We start from the raw sequence: 788 nt of genomic DNA on the forward strand, positions 1-788 counted from the left end.
ACAAGCAGCGTTGCGGAAGGCGCAAGGTTGTCCTGCCCGAGGAACAACAGGTCTACATCACTGAAAAAGTCGCACAGGGATGGACGCCCGATGTCATCATCGGTCGGAAAGAAATGCCGATTGCTTGTTCCATGCGGACGCTTTATCGTCGCTTCAAGGAAAAGATGTTTGATGAAACAACCTTGCCCATGAAGGGAAACAGAAAACCAAACGGCCATCAGGAACGTCGGGGAAAACAGGCTTTTAAGCGGAATATCGCTGAAAGGGAGACCGATTATCCGGCATTCAAGGAAGAATTTGGCCATATCGAAGGCGATACCATTGTGGGTGTTCACCACAAGAGTGCCGTCATTACATTGGTCGAACGCCTCTCCAAAGTCATTATCACCTTGAAGCCCGATGGGCGGAAGGCAAGTGACATCGAGCATACGATGAAAAAGTGGTTTGAAGCGATTCCCAGGCATTTATTCAAATCCATTACGTTTGATTGTGGAAAAGAATTCTCTAATTGGAAAGCGTTATGTAACCAACATGACATCGCAATCTATTTCGCCGATCCCGGAACGCCTTCACAGCGGGCACTGAATGAGAACTCCAATGGCTTGCTGCGAAAAGACGGGTTGCCGAAAGAAATGGACTTCAATCAAGTGGACCAAGCCTTTATCTCTTCAGTTGCGAACAAGCGAAACAAGATTCCGCGGAAATCCTTAGATTACCAGACGCCACTAGAAGTGTTTTTGAGTTACCTAGACGAATCTACTTTGTCTAGCTTAAATTGACAAATCAAA

At 46.6% G+C, this 788-nt stretch carries 1 protein-coding gene; it reads left to right on the top strand.

The genetic code is table 11. The features are described 5' to 3' along the window. On the top strand, positions 1–779 hold a 779-nt coding region (locus PVE40_RS12845; protein WP_274732319.1), incomplete at its 5' end, for an IS30 family transposase. Between the last annotated feature and the right edge of the window lie 9 nt (positions 780–788).

The organism is Jeotgalibaca caeni, from assembly GCF_028863945.1.
Classification (GTDB): Bacteria; Bacillota; Bacilli; order Lactobacillales; family Aerococcaceae; genus Jeotgalibaca; species Jeotgalibaca caeni.